We start from the raw sequence: 14,113 nt of genomic DNA, 5'->3' as shown, positions 1-14,113 counted from the left end.
CGCCGGCCCGACCCGCCGCCGGCCCGACCCGCCGCCGGCCCGACCCGCCGCCGGCCCGACCCGCCGCCGGCCCGACCCGCCGCCGCCGACCCGCCGCCGCCGACTCGCTGCCGCCGACCCGACCCGACACGCCGCCGCCGACTCGCTGCCGCCGACCCGACCCGACTCGCTGCCGCCGACCCGCCGACGCCGACCCGTCGGCTCGCCACGAGCGGCACCGGCCCTGGCCAGGTTCTTTGGCCGGGGAAGACGAGCCTCAAGGGTGCCCACAGCGCCGCCTGAGGTCCCTGGCGTGGGGATAGTCCAGACTGCAGGCTCGGTGGCCGTCTGCCGGGCCGGGCCGATATCCCCATCGGCACCGGCGGAACCGCTGGCATCAAGGCGATCCTGCCGAGAGCGCGTCGGATCGGCGAGCGCTCAGGGGAGTCGGTGGGCACCGCTGGCCGTCAGCCGGGCAGGAAGGGCCGCTGAGACCGGCATTCCCGCCAGCACCGGCAGAACCGTTCGCATCAAGGCGATCCCGCCGAGCGCACCTCGAATCGGCGAGCGTTCGGCGGAACTGCCCCAGCCCACCGGATCAGCCGCGCCCCCAGGCCGACACCAGCGGATAGGACGACACCGTGAACCGCGGATCCCCGAGCACCTTCCGGAACTGCTCAAGCTCCTCCGCCGGCACGCCCTCCTCGGCCAGTTTGTCCGCCAGTTCCAGCGAATTCGCCGCCAGCACCCGGATTTCCGTCCCGCCGCCCGGCCACCGGGTCGTCACGCGCCCGCTGCCGATCTCGCGCAGCCCGGCCCCGGCCAGCACGTCCGGCAGCCGTCCGGCCCACTCGACGTCGCTGCCCGCTCGTTCGAGCAGGTCGATGATCCGGCCTTGCACGGAACGGAAAACCGAGGCGCTCGCCTCGTCGGGCGTCTCCAGCACGGTCTGCCCGCGCGCTTCGATCTCTTCGAGGACCAGCCATCCGCCGGGGGCGAGCGCGGCGGAGAGTTTGGCGACCAGTTCGTCCCGTTCCGGGAAGTGGATCAGCACCAGCCGGGCGTGGATCAGGTCGAATTTCCGGTCCGGCACCGGTTCTTCGCGCACGTCGTGGTGCACCACCGAGGTGTTCGAGGGCAGATCGGCGAGCAGTCGGGTGTCGACGTCGGTGGCCAGCACGTGGCCGTCCGCCCCGGCCCGCTCGGCCAGCCACCGGGCGATCGACCCGCCGCCCGCGCCGATCTCCCAGCAGGACCATCCGGGGCCGACGCCGAGATTCGCCAGGTGCTCGACCGTCGCCGCGTCGTAACTCGCCTGGAGGGCGGACATCCGGTCGTTCGCCGGAGCGCTCGCGTTGTCGAACGGGTAATCGTCGTCCATTCCCCCACCCTGCCAGCGTCCGCGAAACGGCGCTGGCAGGGTGGCGGAAGTCTCAGCAGGTTTCGCGGACGTAGGCGGAATCGCCCTTCGGCGTGACGTCCCGGTCGCGGCGGACGACGCTGAGAGTGTTGCCCCACTTGGCACACGCGTTCCGGAGCCCGGCTTCGGTGTATTCGATGACGATCACGTGGTTGCCGAAGTATTGCGTGTACTCCGCGCAATTGTCCTGTTCGCCGCATTCCTCGGCGACGGCGAAGTCGAGACCGTTCGCCGCCCGCGAGGAAGCCAGCTCCGAGGTGTTCTTTTGGGCAATCGCGAGGCCTTTTCCGTGCGCGTGCGCGGAAAGCAGCTTGACGAGGTCCTGCGCGTTCTGCGCGCTGAGCAAGTCCTGCGACCGGGTGAAGCTGTCGTAGTTGTCCGGCTCGACGGCCTGGTAGCCCTTGCCCGCGCACTCGTCGATCCAGACGCCGACCTTGTCCGCGATCCGGCCCCGTTTGTCCGCGGTGCGCAGGTCGAGCAGCGCCTCGTTCCAGTCCGGATCCTTGACGACGTTGCCGTCGGCGTCGCGCAGGACCAGGTCGCCCCATTCGTTTTCGGCGTCGGGCTGTGCCTGGAAAGCGTTGACGTAGCAGATGTTGTACAGCCCGGCCTCCGCCGGCGCGCTGTGGTCGCGGCTGACCACCTGGACGCCCGGGGGCGGCGCGTAGGGGCCGCCGATCTGGTAATCGAAACCGGCGTGCGGGGCCGGCAGCGGAATGTCCCGCACCTGAGCCGAGGGCAGCGGCGCGCTTTCCGCCGTGCCCGCGGTTCCGAGCGCGCACGCCGAACTGCCGACGAGCAGCGCGGCCGCCGCGGTCGCGCGAGAAATCCGACCAGGAAGCGAATGCATCTGGTGACTCCAGCGATGGGTGAGTACGTCCCCGCCTCGGAGGTTCCGAAAACATCCTGGCGACTGGGTCCGGGCTCGCGGGGAAACCGCATTACCGGCTGGGCGTACTTCTGGCGCCTGCCCGTCCGGCAGGCACCAGAAGTTTAGCGGATCACCGCGCCGCGCCGTCAAGGACAGTTCCGGCCTTGTGAGTGGCGATGCCGGTTAGAACCGGCAGCGCCGCTCACGAGATCAGCTGCCCAGCGTCGCGCGCAATCCCGGCTGAAGCGCGTCGCCGTGCGCGCGCACCATTTCGTCGCACAGTTCCCAGATCCGTTCCACCGGAAGCGCTGCCGCGGTGGCGGGATCGGTCATCGCCGCGTGCCGGATGTGCCGCGGATCGTCCTCGATCGCCGCGCGCACCACGAGTTCCGTCGTGCTCAGGTAGGTGCGGTTGAGCGCGGCCAGCTGCGGCGGGAGCGCGTCGACGCGCGTGGGCCGGATGCCGGTGGCGTCGGCGAGGCACGGCACCTCGACGGCCCCGGTCGCCGGGAGATTCGGGATCAGCCCGCGGTTGAGCACGTTGCCGTAAACAGTGCGCGGCGTGCCGGTGACGACGCTGTGGATGATCTGCGGCGCGTATTCGTTGGTGCCTTCGACGGTGAGCGGTTCGTCGCGCTCGACGGCCTGGCGGGTGCGCTCGTATTCGGCTTCGTTTTCCGCCACCACGTCGAGATACGCGCCGATCGGCAGCCGCAGCCGTTCGATTTCGCTGGCGTGGCCGAGATACCAGGGCACGTATTCGGAGGAGTGCTCGCTGGTTTCGGTGGGGTAGTAGCCGAGCTTGCGGAACATGTCGAACCGGACGCGCCGCCGCAGCTGCGGGTCCTCGGCGAGTTCGGCGAGCCGCGGGTACAGGTCGGCGCCCTGGTGTTCCAGCCGCAGGATCCAGGCCTGGTGGTTGATCCCGGCGGCGTGGTAGGTGACCTCGGACAGCGGCACTTCCAGCAGCGCGGCCAGGTCGTGCACCGTCCAGTACACCGAATGGCAGAGACCGACCACGCGATCGGAGCCGAGCGTCTCGGACAGGTACTGCACGTTCATCGCCATCGGGTTGGTGTAGTTCAGCAGCCACGCCTGCGGGCACACGTCGGCGATGTCCGCGCCGAGTTCGCGCAGGAACGGGAAGGTGCGCAGGGCACGGAAAATCCCGCCGACGCCGAGCGTGTCGCCGATGGTCTGCTTCACGCCGAAACGAGCGGGAATGTCGAAGTCGACGCGGGTAGCCTCGCCCATTCCGATTTGGACCATGTTGATGACGAAGTCCGCGCCCGCGAGGGCTTCGCGGCGGTCGGCGTGCGCGGTGAGGACGGGCTTCGCGCCGCGGGCTTCGGCGATCCGGCCGGCTGCCGCGTGCGCGACGCGCAGGCGTTCCGGGTCGATGTCGTGCAGCGCGACGTGCACCTCGCCCAGTTCGGGATAGGCGAACAGGTCCGCGAGCAGGCCCTGGGTGAACACGACGCTGCCGGCGCCGACGAAGGTGATCTTGGTGGTCATGCGCTTTCCGTTTCGGTGAGGGGGAAAAGTTCGTTCCAGGTCGGTTGGCCGTCGATCCCGCCGCGCGCGAGCGTCGACCGGCCGCCGCCCGCGACCCCGGCTCGCAACGCGTCGGGAAGCGGCAGACCGCGCAGCGTCGCGGCGAGGAACGCGGCGTTGAAGCTGTCTCCGGCGCCGACGGTGTCGAGCGGGGTGATCGGGGACGCGGGAACCGTGACGGTTTCGCCGCGGTGGTGGGCGATCGCGCCGTCGGCACCGTTCTTGACGACGACCGACGGACCGTGCGCGGCTAGATGCGCCGCAGCGTCAAGCAGGCTGGATTTTCCGGACAGCTGCAGTGCCTCGGCGGCATTGGGCAAGAGGAAGTCGGTTTCCTTGAGCACCAACGGGATGCCGAGCGGATCCCACTGCCGCGCCGGATCGTCGTTGGTGTCCAGCGAGGTCGTCGCGCCGTGCGACCGGGCGATGCGGAACAGCTCCGGCAACCCGGCGGCGAGAGCGGGCATCAGGAAGTAGGACGAGGCGTGGACGTGCCGGGCGCTCGCCAGCAGATGCTCGGGGACGTCCGCGGCCGACACCGCGTCCAGCACTCCGGAACTCGTGACGATGGCCCGGCTGCCGTCGCGGGTCAGGATCGCGGTGAGCGGCGTCGGCAAGGACGGATCCACCGTGAGGGCCTGGGTATCGACGCCGCGCTCGGCGAGGATGTCGCGGACGAAGCGACCGGCGGCGTCGTCGCCGATCCGCCCGGCGAAAGCGACCTTCAGCCCGAGCCGGGCGGCTCCGGCGGCGGTGATCGCGGCGGACCCGCCGAGCGTGAGCGTGCCGTGGCCGACGAGGTTCTCCCGTTGCCGGAAGTCGAGGTCGCCGGTCAGCGGCCCGAGGACGACGTCGGGGTTGACGTCGCCGAGCACGAGCAGGTCGAAGGGGTGCGGCATGCGTGGTTCCTCTGGAGGAGTGCGGTTCAGCCTTTGAGGCCGCTGGAGGTGATGGACTGGATGAACGTCTTCTGCGCGCCGAGGAAGGCCAGCAGCACCGGCAGCACGGTGATCACGTTCCCGGCCATCACCGCCGCCCAGTTGGTGTGGTGCTGTCCCTGGAAGGTGGTCAGGCCGAGCTGCAGCGTGTACTGGGTGTCGTGGTTGATCGCGATCAGCGGCCAGGTGAGGTCGTTCCAGGTGCTGAGGAAGGTCAGCACCGCGACCGTGCTCAGCGCCGGCCGGGACAGCGGGAGCACGATCCGGACCAGCACCCGCAGCCGCGAGCAGCCGTCGATCCAGGCCGCCTCCTCCAGTTCGCGCGGCAGCGACAGGAAGAACTGCCGCAGCAGGAACACCGCGAACGGCGTGACCAGCGACGGGACGATCAGCGCGCCGAGCGAGTCGATGAGGCCGAGCTTCTTCATGACCAGGAACGTCGGGATCATGGTGAGCTGGAACGGCACCGCCATGGTCGCCATCATCAGCCCGAGCATCACCTTCGACCCGCGGAACCGCATCCGCGCGAACGCGTAGCCGCCGAGCGAGCCGAAGACGAGGTTGGCCGCCACGGTCACGACCGACACGATCAGCGAGTTGGTGAACCAGCGCAGGAACAGCGCGTTCTCCAGCACGTACCGGTAGCCGGAGAAGTCGATCCCGGACGGCCACAGCGACGGCGGGAACCGGTTGATCTCCGCGTTGCTCATCACCGAACTGAGCAGCAGCCACACCAGCGGAGCCGCGAACAGCAACGCCAGCGGGGCCAGCAGCAGATGCCACGGGCTGAACGGCAGCCGCCAGCGCCTGCGGAGCACGTCGGGCAGCTGAGTGGTGGAAACGGGGGCGACCTGCGCGCGCGTCGTCATCGAGCCTCCTTGTTACGACGCAGCAACCGGACGCCCAGCCCGAGCGCCAGCAGCACGACGGCGAGCACGTACGCGGCGGCGGCGCCGTATCCGGCGGTGAAGTTCTGGAAGGCCTGTTGCCAGATGAAGTAGACGATCACCGTGGTCGACCCGAGCGGCCCGCCCTTGGTGGTGACGTAGGTCAGGTCGAATACCTGCAGCGATTGGATCAGCTGCCACAGCGTGAGAAAGGTGGTCACCGGCAGGACCGCGGGCAGCGTCACGTGCCGCAGGATCCGGAACGGGCCGGCGCCGTCCAGCCGCGCGGCTTCGATGAGCGACGGCGGCACATCCTGCAGCGCGGCCAGGAACACCACCATGCAGAAGCCGGTGCCGCTCCACAGCGTGATGGCCACCAGTACCAGCAGCGCCTGCGACGGATCGGTCAGAAACCCTTGCGGGCTCAGGCCGATCCGGTGCAGCACCGAGTTCGCGACGCCGAATTCCGGGTCGAGGATGAACGAGAACAGGACGCCCTGCGCGGTGGCCGACAGCACGAACGGGACGAACATCAGCGTCCGGTACGCGCCGATGAAGCGCACCCGCCGGTTCAGCGCGAGCGCCAGCGCGAGGCCGAGCACGATGCTGAGCGGGACGTATAACGCCGTGTACAGCAGCGTGTTGCCGACCGCCTGGCCGAAGTGCGGGTCCTGGGCGAGCGCCGCGTAGTTGTCGACGCCGACGAACCGGGACGGGGTGACGAGGTCGTCGGCCTGGAACGACAGGATCAGCGACCACACCACGGGCACGAGCCCGAGGCCGATGATGACGACGACCGAGGGACTCAGGTAGGCCCAGGCGGCGGCGGTCTCGCGCCGCCGGCGGGTCTTGGCGGCCGGAGCGACTGTGATCGGGCCGGGATGTACGGACATGAGCGGGGGTCCTATCGGGGGATGACGAGGGCGGCGTTGGCCGCGGAAGCGCAGTCGCGCATGGCGTCGGCGGGGGTCGCGCGCCCGAGCAGCACGGACACGATCGCGGCGGCGACGGCCTGCGAAACCTGCGGATAGGCGGGGTGGTTGGCGCGGACGTGCGAGTTTTCGAGCGACTGGACGAACACGGAAAGCCCCGCGGTGTCCTTCGTTTTGCGCTGCCACTCCGGAAGCCGCTGCGACTCGGCACTCAGCGGGAGGCTGCCCGCCCCGACGTCCCAGACGACGTCCTGGGACGGGGCGGTGAGCCACCGCAGGAACGTCTTGGCCGCGGCGAGGCGGCGGTCGCCGTTGTCGAACACCGTCCAGGTGTCCGGCCCGGAGATGGTGATCGGCTTTCCGGTGAACGTGGGGAGCGGGGCGATGTGGTAGTCGAGGCCCGCGTCGACGATGTCGGGCAGCTGCCACGGCCCGGTCGGCACCATCGCGATCCGGCCCGAGGCGAACGCCTGGTACATCTGCTCGGAGCCCGGTTTCGGGTCGATGTAGACACTGCGGTCGGCGGCCAGGCTCCGGATGACCTCGAGCGCCTGCACGCCGCTGTCGGCGAAGCCGATGCTGCGGCCGTCCTGCCCGACGATGGTGCCGCCGAGGTCCCAGATCATCGGCCACAGCCGCCAGACGGTGTCCTCGTCGCCCGCGCCGGGCCAGGCCGTGCCGAACTGCCCCTGGTTCCGGTCGGTCAGTTTCTTCGCGGCGGCCACGAAATCCGGCCAGCGCCAGGAATCGTCCGGAAGCGGAATCCCGTGCTGCTGGAACAGTTTCTTGTTGCACGCGACGGCCAGCGAGTCGAGCATCGCCGGCACCGCGCGGACGCGGCCGTTCACGGTGACCGCTTCGAGCGCGGGTTTCCAGAACTGCGCGCCGCCGTGCACGACGTCGTCCATGTCGGCCACCCGCGGGCTGCGGGCGATGCTGGAGAGGTCGGAGCCGAAGACGTACGCGATGTCCGGGTAGGAACCGGACGCGAGCGCCGCGGTCACCTTCTGCAGCATGGCGTCGGCGAGCACGCCGCCGCCGAGGTCGATCCGGATGTCCGGGTGCTCGCGCTGGAACGCGGCGGCCAGCTGCTTGAGGACCTTGAGGCCGGTGTCGTTCTGGCCGTGCCACATTTCGACGGTGACCGGCCCGGTGGTGGCGGCGGGGGCCTCGGCGCACGCCGCGGCGGCGGGCACCAGCGCCACGGCCGCCGCGCCGCGGAGAAACCCGCGGCGGGTCAGGGTTCGCACGCGCATGGGAGTGCCTCCTAGCGGTGCGGGCGGAGCTGACGGGCGGGGGACGTCATCTGCGGGTTCCTTCCGGCGGGGAGAAATAGGCGGCCACCGCGGCGGGCAGCGGCGGGACATCGACCGGCACGGAGCCGGAACGCAGGGACTGGGTGGCGAGCGCGCCCGCCGCCACGGCCTCGCGGGCGGCGACCGGCGACAGCTCCGGCGGGTCGCCGCGGGTGACGTAGCGCAGAAACTCCGTCATAGTCAGGAGATCCGCGTCGGAGTGGCCGGAGACGACGCCGTCGATCGGGTGCTCGCGGTCGCCCTCAGCCGACCATTCGCGGCGGCGATTCCACACCTTCACCACGCCGCCGCCGGTGTCGCCGAAGTTCTCCGCGCGGCCTTCGGTGCCGATCACGGTGTAGTTGCGCCAGTAGTCGGGGGTGAAATGGCACTGTTCGTAGCTGGCGAGCACGCCGTTGTCGAGTCGCATGTGGACCATTGACAGGTCTTCGACGTCGACGACCGGGTTGAGGCCGGTTTGCGCGGCGGGCGGCCAGTTGTCGAAGGAGAACCAGTCGTCGGCGAGCCGGTCGCCCTGGCCGCTTCGGTCGGTGATGCCGCCGTAGACGGCCAGGTCGCCCATCGCGGTGACACGGCGGGTGAAGCCGCCGGCGAGGTAGTGGATGACGTCGAGGTCGTGGCTGGCTTTCTGCAGCAGCAACGAGTTCACTTTGAGCCGGTCGGCGTGCCAGTCCTTGAAGTAGTAGTCGCCGCCGTTGCCGACGAAATGGCGGCACCACACGGCTTTCACCTCGCCGATCTCGCCGCGTTCGACCACACCGTGCAGTGCGCGGACGACCGCCGAGTGGCGGAAGTTGTGTCCGATGTAGAGCGGGGTGCCGGTCTCCCGCGCGGCGGCGAGGACCGCGTCGGCGTCCGGAAGCGTGGTGGCGAGCGGTTTTTCGAGGTATACCGCCACTCCGGCGCGCAGCAGGTCGATGGCGATCTCGGCGTGCGTCCAGTCCGGTGCGGTCACGATCGCGGCGTCGACCAGCTTCGCCAGCTCCGCGTGCCCGGCCACGATGTCGACCGCGCCGAACAGGTCGCGCGCTCGCTCGCGGCCCCGCTCGTGCGGGTCCGAAGCGGCCACGATCTCCGCCGCGACCCCGGATTCCGCTACGTGCCGCGCGATTCCGGCGCGGAGGCCGACACCGACTACGCCGACCCGCAGCACCCCGGGATTCACCACGTCGCCACCTCACGTCTGCGTGATATTGATCTGCATCATGGCAAATCAATCAGAAATGCGCAACGACGGGATCGGTCACCTGGCCACGACCAGCTCCACCGAGGCCGCGGCGAGGTCGGCGGCGAACGAAGCGGGCACGTCGGCGTCGGTGACCAGCGCGTCGATCGCGTCGAGCCGGCAGATGCGGGCGAACGTCGCCTTCGTCAGCTTGGTCCCGTCCGCCACCACGATCACGCGCCGGGCGACCTGGCTGAAATGCCTGCTGACGTCGGCTTCCCCCTCGTGCAGCGTGGTCGCGCCGTACTGCGCGCTCAGCCCGTCGACGCCGAGGATGACCGTGTCCAGCGCGAACGCGGAGAGCGCGTCCGACACGAGCGAGCCGACCAGTTCGTAGGACTGGCGGCGGGCGACGCCGCCGGTCACGACGATTTTGACGTGCGCGCGCACGGACAGCTCGTAGGCGATGTTGAGCGCGTTGGTGACGACGGTCAGCCCCGCTTCGCCGTCGGCGCGGATGAACCGCTCGCTCTTGCCGAGCGCCCGGGCGACCTCGGTGGTCGTGGTGCCGCCGTTGATGCCGACGGTTTCGCCCGGCTGCACCAGGTCCGCGGCGCGCGCGGCGATCGCGGTCTTCGCCTCGGCCTGCCGGGCGATCTTGTACTGCAGCGGCAGTTCGTAGCCGGTGCCCAGTGCGGCGGCCCCGCCGTGGGTGCGCGTGATCAGCCGCTGGTCGACGAGGATCGTCAGGTCCCGCCGCGCGGTCGCGGGGGAGACGTCGAGCGCGCTGCCGATCTCCGAGATCGTGACATTGCCCCGTTCGCTCACCAATTCGAGCAGGGCGTTCAGGCGTTGCTGGGGCGTCATGCCGGGTCTCTCGTTCCTGGTCGGGGGCGGTCCGCCGCTCATCCTAGAGTCCAGGATCGAGCGCTCGGCTGATTGAATCTGCACTCTAAGTCGTAGACTGAGCAAAAGTGCTCAAGTATGGTGACGGAAGTGATCACGTCCCCTTGGATCGAAAGGCCTCCATCCCGTGTCCTCCCTTCCGGATGCCCCCTTCGTCGCCGCTGAACTGGCGTCCCAGCCCGAGATGTGGCGCGCGGCCGCCGCCCTCGCCCCGTCCGCTGCCCTGCCCCAGCCGGGCGAACGGGTGGCGGTCGTCGGCTGCGGCACCAGCTGGTTCATCGCGATGAGCTACGCCGTCGCCCGCGAACAACGCGGCCACGGGGTCACCGACGCCTTCGCCGGCTCCGAATACCCGGCGTCGCGCGAGTACGACCGCGTCGTGGCGATCTCCCGCTCCGGCACCACCACCGAGATCATCGACCTGCTCGCCGCCATGCCCGAGCAGCGCACCGTGCTGATCACCGCGGTCGGCGACAGTCCCGCTGCCGCGCTCGCGGACGAGGTCGTCGAGCTGTCCTTCGCCGACGAGAAATCCGTTGTACAGACCCGGTTCGCCACCACCGCGCTCGCCCTGCTGCGCGCCGGTCTCGGCGACGACGTCGAGCAGTTGGCGACGGCCTGCGCCGAAGCATTGGCCGAGCCGATCGACGACCTCCTCGACGCCGAACAGGTCACCTTCGTCGGCCGCGGCCCCGCTGTCGGGCTCGCTTACGAGGCCGCCCTGAAAACGCGCGAGGCAGCACAGTTCTGGGCCGAGTCCTACCCCGCCATGGACTACCGGCACGGCCCGATCGCGATCGCGCAACCAGGCCGTCTCGTGTGGTCGCTGGGCCCGGCCCCCGCCGGGCTGGCCGAGGACGTCGCCCGCACCGGCGCGCGATTCGTGCACCACGACCTCGACCCGCTGGCCGCCCTCGTGGTGGCGCAGCGCTTCGCTGTCGCGCTGGCCGCCCGGCGCGGCCTTGACCCCGACCGCCCGCGCTCGCTCACGCGCTCAGTCATCCTCGCCTGATTCCCGATGATCGTCACCCTGACCCCGAATCCGGCCGTCGACGTCACCTACCGGATCGGCACCCACCTGCCCGGCGACACGAACCGGGTGCGGGAGGTGCTGCGCCGCCCCGGCGGCAAGGGCGTGAACGTCGCGCGCGTGCTCGCCGCGCTGGATGTCCCGGTCCGCGCGGTGCTCCCGCTGGGCGGCGACGCGGGCCGGTGGCTCGGCAACGCGCTGGACGTGCCCTTCGACGCAGTCCCGATCTCCGGCGAAAACCGCACCACCGTCACGATCGCCGGCGACGGCCACCCGACCGTCTACACCGAACCCGGCCCGGAAGTGTCCGAAGAGGAATGGACGGCCTTCGGCGCGCGTCTGGCCGAATGCGTGTCCGGTTTCCTGGTGGTGTCCGGCTCCCTGCCGCGCGGCGCTTCGCCGGACCTGGTCGCCGACTGGGTCGGTATCGCCCGGAAAGCCGGGGTGCCGACGCTGGTCGACGCGTCCGGTCCGGCATTGCTGGCCGCGGCCCGGGCCGGTGCCGTCGTGAAGCCGAACCAGTCCGAACTGCTCGCCGCCACGTCCGCCGCTGACGAGGCCGCCGGTGCCGCCGCACTTCTCCGCCTGGGTGCCCGGCAAGTCGTCGTCTCCCGCGGAGCCGACGGGATCGCCGCCTACACCGGACACAGCGTCCTGACCGTCCCCGCCATCCCCGACGTGCACGGCAACCCCACCGGCGCCGGCGACGCCGCGACTGCCGGACTAGCCGCCTCCCTCGCTGCCGGCCGCCCCCTGATCGAAGCCCTTCGCGCCGCCGCCGCACTAGGTGCCGCAGCCGTCCTGCGCCCCGTCGCCGGCGAGGTGGATCTGCCCGCCTACCAACGATTCCTGAACGGAGCCACCCCATGATCACCCGCCCCGACCTGCCCCGGCTGCTGGCCGCCGCCCGCTCGCGTGGCTCCGCGGTGGGCGCGTTCAACGTGATCATGCTGGAACACGCCGAGGCCATCGCCGAAGGCGCGCAGCAGGCGGGCTTGCCGGTGGTGCTGCAGATCAGCGAAAACTGCGTCCGCTACCACGGCAGTCTCGCCCCGATCACCGTGGCGTCGCTGGAAATCGCCCGGCGCGCGTCCGTCGACGTGCTGGTGCACCTGGACCACATCGAAGACCCGTCCCTGATCCGGGAAGGCATCGCACTGGGCGTCGACAGCGTCATGTACGACGGATCTCGCCTGCCCTACGCGGAAAACCTGCGCACGACCCGGGAAATCGCCGACCTGTGCCACGAAGCAGGTATAGCGGTCGAGGCCGAGTTGGGTGAGGTCGGCGGAAAGGATGGTGTGCACGCTCCCGGTGCCCGCACCGACCCTGGCGAAGCCGCGGACTTCGTTGCCGCGACCGGCGTCGATGCCCTAGCCGTCGCGGTGGGCACCTCGCACGCGATGGTGGAACGGACCGCCCAGGTAGACCGTTCGCTGGTGACCCGGTTGCGAGATGCCGTCCCCGTCCCGCTGGTCTTGCACGGTTCGTCCGGGCTGTCCGACGAGGAACTGCGCGGCGCGGTGGCCAGCGGGATGGCGAAGGTGAACATCTCGACGCACCTGAACGGCTTGTTCACCCGGTCGGTGCGGCAGTTCCTGGCGGACCAGCCGGAGGCCGTGGACCCGCGGAAGTACGTCCGGCTGGGACGGACCGCAGTGGCCTCGGAGACGGCTCGGCTCCTGCGATTGCTGGCTGGCTGAACGCGGTCAGCCGATCGGTGACCTCTCGTCCCTCCGGCCCGCTGCGCACCCCTCGGGTACTCTTGGTATACCAAAGTGATCCCGTCGAGAAAGGTGCTCTCCGTGTTGATCCGTGACGTCCGCCCCTGGGGCGGTCAGCGCAGCGACGTCGAGGTGGCCGGCGACCGGATCGCCGCGGTCCGGCCGCACGATCCGGCGGCGGCGCCCGGCCCGGACGCGGTCGAGGGGCGCGGCCGGCTGCTGCTCCCGTCGTTCAGCGACGTGCACGTCCACCTCGACTCGACGCGGATCGGCCTGCCGTTCCGGCCGCACACCGGGGCCCCCGGCGTCTGGGCGATGATGCTGAACGACCGCGAGAACTGGCGGAACGCCGAGGTCCCGCTGCCCGAACGCGTCGCGGGCACGCTGGAGCGGATGATCGCGAACGGCACCACCCGGGTGCGCACCTACGCGCAGGTCGACGTGGATTGCCGGCTCGAAAAACTCGACGCCGTCCTCGCGGCCAAGGAGCGGTTCGCCGGGCACGCGGACGTCGAGGTGATGGCGTTTCCGCAGGCCGGGATCCTGCGCGAACCCGGCACCGCCGAGGTGCTGGAGGCCGCGCTGCGCTCGGGCGCGTCGGTGGTCGGCGGGATCGATCCGTGTTCGCTGGACAAGGATCCCAAGGGACACCTGGACGTCGTGTTCGGGCTGGCCGAGAAGTACGGCGTCGAGGTGGACATCCACCTGCACGAACCAGGACATCTCGGCGTGTTCTCGACCGACCTGGTGATCGAGCGGGCGCGAGCCCTGGACATGCGCGGCAAGGTGACCATGTCGCACGCCTACGAGCTGGGCTCGGTTTCGGAAGCGGTGAGCCGCCGCCTGATCGACACGTTCGCGGAGCTGGACATCGCGATGGCCACCGTCGCACCGTCCGTCGACCGGCAGCTGTCGCTGGCGGACCTGACGACGGCGGGTGTACGCGTCGGCCTGGGGGAGGACGGGCAGCGCGATTACTGGAGCCCGTACGGCAACTGCGACCTCCTCGACCGCACCTGGCAACTGGCCTTCACGCACGGCTTCCGCCGCGACGAGCTGATCGAAATGGCCCTGGCCGTCGCGACGATGGGCGGAGCGTCGATCATGAGCCACGACGTCCCCCGCCTGTCGAGCATCACCGACCGGCCCGGAGTGGCCGCTGGCGATCGTGCGGACCTGCTGCTGGTGGACGGCGAGACTCCGACCAGTGCGGTGATGGACCGTGGGAAGGACCGGACTGTGCTGCACAACGGAGTCGTGGTGGCGGACGGGCTGGCGGTCGCCGATCTCTGACGGGTGCCGGACCAGGCCGCGCGCTCTGCTTCCGCGGAGGTCCGTGAGGGACGCCCTGACGGAATCTGATTCTCGCAGGGGTCCCCTCACGGACCTCC

13 protein-coding genes are annotated in these 14,113 nt (G+C 70.4%); 4 read left to right on the top strand and 9 right to left on the bottom strand.

What is annotated here, in order from left to right; translation table 11 throughout:
* Positions 1–577 precede the first annotated feature (577 nt).
* The 9 genes from ACFSVL_RS09000 to ACFSVL_RS08960 form a co-directional block, all read right to left on the bottom strand.
* Positions 578–1,360 (bottom strand): class I SAM-dependent methyltransferase, encoded by a 783-nt coding sequence (locus tag ACFSVL_RS09000; RefSeq protein ID WP_378302326.1) that lies wholly within the window; start codon positions 1,358–1,360, stop codon positions 578–580.
* 52 nt (positions 1,361–1,412) lie between these two features.
* Positions 1,413–2,249 (bottom strand): endo alpha-1,4 polygalactosaminidase, encoded by an 837-nt coding sequence (locus ACFSVL_RS08995; protein ID WP_378302324.1) that lies wholly within the window; start codon positions 2,247–2,249, stop codon positions 1,413–1,415.
* Between the two features lie 231 nt (positions 2,250–2,480).
* Positions 2,481–3,785 carry an alpha-glucosidase/alpha-galactosidase gene (gene melA / locus ACFSVL_RS08990; protein ID WP_378302323.1) on the bottom strand — a complete coding sequence of 435 codons (1,305 nt, stop codon included), beginning with the start codon at positions 3,783–3,785 and terminating at the stop codon, positions 2,481–2,483.
* Entirely contained in the window at positions 3,782–4,723 is a 942-nt protein-coding gene (locus tag ACFSVL_RS08985) for a carbohydrate kinase family protein (RefSeq protein ID WP_378302321.1), read from the bottom strand. Before ACFSVL_RS08985 ends, melA begins: the two co-directional genes overlap by 4 nt.
* 26 nt (positions 4,724–4,749) lie before the next feature.
* Complete coding sequence (locus ACFSVL_RS08980) at positions 4,750–5,631, bottom strand: carbohydrate ABC transporter permease (RefSeq protein ID WP_378302319.1); 882 nt, start codon at positions 5,629–5,631, stop codon at positions 4,750–4,752.
* Complete coding sequence (locus ACFSVL_RS08975) at positions 5,628–6,542, bottom strand: carbohydrate ABC transporter permease (RefSeq protein ID WP_378302317.1); 915 nt, start codon at positions 6,540–6,542, stop codon at positions 5,628–5,630. The genes ACFSVL_RS08980 and ACFSVL_RS08975 overlap by 4 nt, the downstream gene beginning before the upstream one ends.
* A gap of 11 nt (positions 6,543–6,553) precedes the next feature.
* Positions 6,554–7,837, bottom strand: coding sequence for an ABC transporter substrate-binding protein (locus tag ACFSVL_RS08970; RefSeq protein WP_378302315.1), 1,284 nt, complete (start codon positions 7,835–7,837; stop codon positions 6,554–6,556).
* A 46-nt stretch (positions 7,838–7,883) separates the two neighbouring features.
* Complete coding sequence (locus tag ACFSVL_RS08965) at positions 7,884–9,065, bottom strand: Gfo/Idh/MocA family protein (RefSeq protein ID WP_378302313.1); 1,182 nt, start codon at positions 9,063–9,065, stop codon at positions 7,884–7,886.
* Between the two features lie 75 nt (positions 9,066–9,140).
* A complete protein-coding gene (locus ACFSVL_RS08960; protein ID WP_378302311.1) occupies positions 9,141–9,929 on the bottom strand; it encodes a DeoR/GlpR family DNA-binding transcription regulator in 789 nt (262 codons plus the stop codon).
* 223 nt (positions 9,930–10,152) lie between these two features.
* Here ACFSVL_RS08960 and ACFSVL_RS08955 point away from each other — a divergent pair, with 223 nt between their 5' ends.
* The 4 genes from ACFSVL_RS08955 to ACFSVL_RS08940 all read left to right on the top strand — a co-directional run bounded on the left by ACFSVL_RS08955 (position 10,153) and on the right by ACFSVL_RS08940 (position 14,015).
* Complete coding sequence (locus tag ACFSVL_RS08955; protein WP_378302441.1) at positions 10,153–10,980, top strand: SIS domain-containing protein; 828 nt, start codon at positions 10,153–10,155, stop codon at positions 10,978–10,980.
* A 6-nt stretch (positions 10,981–10,986) separates the two neighbouring features.
* Positions 10,987–11,868 (top strand): 1-phosphofructokinase family hexose kinase, encoded by an 882-nt coding sequence (locus ACFSVL_RS08950; protein WP_378302309.1) that lies wholly within the window; start codon positions 10,987–10,989, stop codon positions 11,866–11,868.
* Entirely contained in the window at positions 11,865–12,701 is an 837-nt protein-coding gene (locus ACFSVL_RS08945; RefSeq protein ID WP_378302307.1) for a class II fructose-bisphosphate aldolase, read from the top strand. Before ACFSVL_RS08950 ends, ACFSVL_RS08945 begins: the two co-directional genes overlap by 4 nt.
* Before the next feature lie 102 nt (positions 12,702–12,803).
* The gene (locus ACFSVL_RS08940; protein ID WP_378302305.1) at positions 12,804–14,015 is read left to right on the top strand and encodes an amidohydrolase family protein; all 1,212 of its coding nucleotides are present in this window, start codon (positions 12,804–12,806) and stop codon (positions 14,013–14,015) included.
* Positions 14,016–14,113: the final 98 nt, after the last annotated feature.

The sequence above is a fragment of the Amycolatopsis silviterrae genome, from assembly GCF_042684085.1.
Lineage (GTDB): Bacteria > Actinomycetota > Actinomycetes > Mycobacteriales > Pseudonocardiaceae > Amycolatopsis > Amycolatopsis silviterrae.
This window is presented reverse-complemented; position numbering and strand designations above follow the sequence as displayed.

Coding starts and splice junctions, on each gene's coding strand:
- melA (WP_378302323.1), bottom strand. CDS start 3,785: ATGACCACCAAGATCACCTTCGTCGGCGCCGGCAGCGTCGTGTTCACC.
- ACFSVL_RS08960 (WP_378302311.1), bottom strand. CDS start 9,929: ATGACGCCCCAGCAACGCCTGAACGCCCTGCTCGAATTGGTGAGCGAA.
- ACFSVL_RS08980 (WP_378302319.1), bottom strand. CDS start 5,631: ATGACGACGCGCGCGCAGGTCGCCCCCGTTTCCACCACTCAGCTGCCC.
- ACFSVL_RS08975 (WP_378302317.1), bottom strand. CDS start 6,542: ATGTCCGTACATCCCGGCCCGATCACAGTCGCTCCGGCCGCCAAGACC.
- ACFSVL_RS08945 (WP_378302307.1), top strand. CDS start 11,865: ATGATCACCCGCCCCGACCTGCCCCGGCTGCTGGCCGCCGCCCGCTCG.
- ACFSVL_RS08950 (WP_378302309.1), top strand. CDS start 10,987: ATGATCGTCACCCTGACCCCGAATCCGGCCGTCGACGTCACCTACCGG.
- ACFSVL_RS08985 (WP_378302321.1), bottom strand. CDS start 4,723: ATGCCGCACCCCTTCGACCTGCTCGTGCTCGGCGACGTCAACCCCGAC.
- ACFSVL_RS08955 (WP_378302441.1), top strand. CDS start 10,153: ATGTGGCGCGCGGCCGCCGCCCTCGCCCCGTCCGCTGCCCTGCCCCAG.
- ACFSVL_RS08970 (WP_378302315.1), bottom strand. CDS start 7,837: ATGCGCGTGCGAACCCTGACCCGCCGCGGGTTTCTCCGCGGCGCGGCG.
- ACFSVL_RS09000 (WP_378302326.1), bottom strand. CDS start 1,360: ATGGACGACGATTACCCGTTCGACAACGCGAGCGCTCCGGCGAACGAC.
- ACFSVL_RS08995 (WP_378302324.1), bottom strand. CDS start 2,249: ATGCATTCGCTTCCTGGTCGGATTTCTCGCGCGACCGCGGCGGCCGCG.